The sequence below is a fragment of the Sulfurimonas sp. genome (assembly GCF_027056685.1).
GTDB lineage: Bacteria > Campylobacterota > Campylobacteria > Campylobacterales > Sulfurimonadaceae > Sulfurimonas.
In genome coordinates this window covers 1-2,979 of sequence record NZ_JALUKE010000145.1, presented here as the reverse complement: position 1 = coordinate 2,979, position 2,979 = coordinate 1, and the positions used below count along the sequence as shown (strand labels likewise).

The 2,979-nt window shown below is 34.3% G+C and carries 4 protein-coding genes; 3 read left to right on the top strand and 1 reads right to left on the bottom strand.

What is annotated here, in order from left to right:
- Together MVY38_RS06380 and MVY38_RS06375 are read left to right on the top strand one after the other, a co-directional pair.
- A partial coding sequence (locus tag MVY38_RS06380; protein WP_297484477.1) for an MnmC family methyltransferase occupies positions 1-339 on the top strand: 339 nt, incomplete at its 5' end.
- A 75-nt stretch (positions 340-414) separates the two neighbouring features.
- Complete coding sequence (locus tag MVY38_RS06375; protein ID WP_297484475.1) at positions 415-1,458, top strand: YfdX family protein; 1,044 nt, start codon at positions 415-417, stop codon at positions 1,456-1,458.
- 55 nt (positions 1,459-1,513) lie between these two features.
- Here the strand turns inward: MVY38_RS06375 and MVY38_RS06370 are convergent, their stop codons facing one another.
- Positions 1,514-2,542, bottom strand: a complete 1,029-nt coding sequence (locus MVY38_RS06370) for a YeiH family protein (RefSeq protein ID WP_297484473.1) — start codon at positions 2,540-2,542, stop codon at positions 1,514-1,516.
- A gap of 104 nt (positions 2,543-2,646) precedes the next feature.
- Here MVY38_RS06370 and MVY38_RS06365 point away from each other — a divergent pair.
- Positions 2,647-2,979, top strand: a 333-nt coding sequence (locus MVY38_RS06365) for a LysR family transcriptional regulator (RefSeq protein WP_297484471.1), incomplete at its 3' end; no start/stop codon positions are given.

Genomic DNA, 2,979 nt, shown 5'->3' with positions numbered 1-2,979 from the left:
TTGGGTGATGCACGGGAGTATGTCACGCGATTTGAAGATTTTTTTGACATTGTTTATCAGGATGCTTTTTCTCCTAGTACAAACCCTATTCTTTGGACAAAAGAGTATTTTTCAGACATCGCAAAGGTAATGAAAAAGGAGGGTGTGCTTACTACATATTCCATTGCGTTTAAAATACGGCTTGCTCTTTATGAAAATGGGTTTTATATCTACTTGAATGAGGGTGAGGGCTACAGAACGGCAACACTTGCCTCTCAAACGCAGCTCCCAAACGCAATAGTTGTAGATATGGAGCATAAAATTTCATGTAATCCTGATATTAAATCAATCAGGGATTAACTTTTTCATTTACTAAGTGTTATCAATTAACCTATAAAATTTTACTTAACAAACTTGATACACAAAGGATAAAGTATGAAAAGAAAAGTTATATTATCAACACTATTGGCAGGTATTCTCCTCTCAACATCAGCACTCTACGCAAATGTAAATGATGCAGTAGCTTCAAAAGAGGCAAAGGCATTAAATAACCCGAATTCTGTAAAAGCACATGCTATGGCACAAGCAGATGTACAAAGCACTCGTTCAAAAGATGCGTTTAGAGCAAAAATGGATATGAAAAGTTTTACAAAAGAGGCAAGTCGAGATGATGCAAAAAGACTCAAAGCCATTGTAAGCAAAGAGGCAACACAACATAGATTGGCTCTGAAAAAAGCACCAAAAGAGGTAACAGAAGGTTTACAACAAACTGTAGTAGCATTAAGAGCATTACATCAAAATAAGGTAAAACCTGCAAAAGAGGCTCTTGAAAAAGCGACAAAACTTTTTGATAAAGCACTGAAAAAAGATCCAAAACTAGCGCTTGTTCCTATTGCGGATGAGATTCAGGTAAATGATTTTACAGGTGATGCTAAACTTGTAAAACACATCATAAAAGCGACGGAGTCTTTACTTAAAGATCATGACACACAAGCAGCGAGAAATATGCTTCTTCCTTTACAAGATGAGATGGATATGAGAACGCAATTTATACCAATGGGTACATATCCAGTTGCTACCAAAGAGGCTCTGAAAATGCTTAACAAAGGGAACTCAAAATTGGCATTTACAGCTTTAGCTACGGCTCTTAATAGCGTTGTGACACAAGTAGTGGTAGTTCCTTTACCTCTTATTACAGCACAAGATTTAGTTTTAGAAGCATCAAAACTTGATAAATCAAACAAAAAAGATGCACTTAAATTACTCTCTAGTGCAGATGATGAACTTGAAAAAGCAGTTCTTTTAGGCTATACAAAAGAGCATTCAGCAGAGTATAAAAGTTTACAAACTCAGGTGAAAAATATTGAGGCGGAGATACGAGGAAAAAATATAGTTGCAAAACTTTATGATCACATTAAAAATGATTTTAAATCTTTAGTCTCTAAACATGAAAAAGAGCATACAACGAAAAAACACTAGTTTTTAATATCTAGACTCCATCTTTTTGATGGAATCTAGTTGTCAAGTTTTAATGCTAGAGTAATACTGCAAGTTTTACGATATAAAAACCACCAAAGATTAGCCACAAAAAGAGTATACTTGCTAAATAAATTGGCTTCATTCCTGCCTTTTTGAACTTGTCCATGCTTGTCTCCATACCTAAGGCACTCATTGCCATTGTTAGCAAAAATGTGTCTATAGAGTTGATGCTTCCTACTACATGTAGAGGTAAGAGATTTAATGAATTAAATCCGGCTACGACCATAAAAAAGACTGCAAACCAAGGAATAACTATTTTAGCTTTTTGTTTATTTGCCACATCTTTACTTGTTTTTGCAAGCCAAAATCCCAAGACCAATAAAAATGGTGCTATCATCATTACTCGTATCATCTTGACTATTACGGCTGTCTTGGCAGTTTCAGCACCTACAGCATTTCCTGCTGCTACGACATGAGCAACTTCGTGGATTGTTCCACCTATGTATATACCCATCTCTTGAGGCGTAAGTGGAATGTAACCCATTCTATATAAAAATGGATACAAAAACATAGCAATTGTTCCAAATATAATGACGGTTGAAACTGCTATGGCAGTTTTGTATGGTTCACCTTTTACTACAGGTTCTGTTGCCAAAACTGCTGCAGCACCACAGATAGAGCTTCCCGCTGTCACTAGAATGGTAGTATCTCTGTCCATCTTTAAAAATTTTGTGCCGACAATATATCCGATGATAAATGTCAGAGTGACTATAGTAACACTTGTAAATATTCCAGATATTCCTACTGCTTCTATACTTTGAAAAGTTAATCTAAAACCATATAGTATGATTCCAGCTCTTAGGAGTGTTTTTGTAGAAAAAATAATTCCTGGAACCCACTCTTGGGGAAGCTTGTTTCTGAGGGTATTTGCATATACAATCCCAAGAACTATACCAATGATAAGCGGGCTAATAGCCAAATGCTTAAATATGGCAAAATCAGCCAGATAAGTGGCACTCATAGAAAAAAGTGCGACAAATAGTATCCCACTTAGTGTGTTCGTTCTGTTTTCTTTCGTAAACATAATATAAACCTTTGTAATTTTTGTGAAGTATATAACTAATCAATCTATAAGTAAAATAAATTAAATTTGATATAATTATTAATATTATTTATAAGGAATATGCGATGACACTTAAAGAGTTAAATATTTTCTATCATTTATGTGATGATTCTCACATTTCAAACTTAGCTAAAAAACTAGGTCTTACACAATCAGCTATATCTCTAGCCATAAAGTCACTAGAAAAAAAGGTAGATGAACAACTTTTTGACAGACTTGGTAAGAAGTTGGTATTAAATGAGAGAGGTAGATTTTTTAGACAAAAAACTGAGCCCTATTTTATAGCTCTTAATGATGCTAAAAATTTATTTAAAAATGATAAAATTTCGGGGAGTTTAAAGATTACTTCGAGTAAAACTATAGGTGATTATATCACGCCTCAAATCATATTTGACTTT

Excerpts from the sequence above, each read along its gene's own strand:
- MVY38_RS06375 (WP_297484475.1), top strand. The coding sequence starts at position 415 with ATGAAAAGAAAAGTTATATTATCAACACTATTGGCAGGTATTCTCCTC.
- MVY38_RS06370 (WP_297484473.1), bottom strand. The coding sequence starts at position 2,542 with ATGTTTACGAAAGAAAACAGAACGAACACACTAAGTGGGATACTATTT.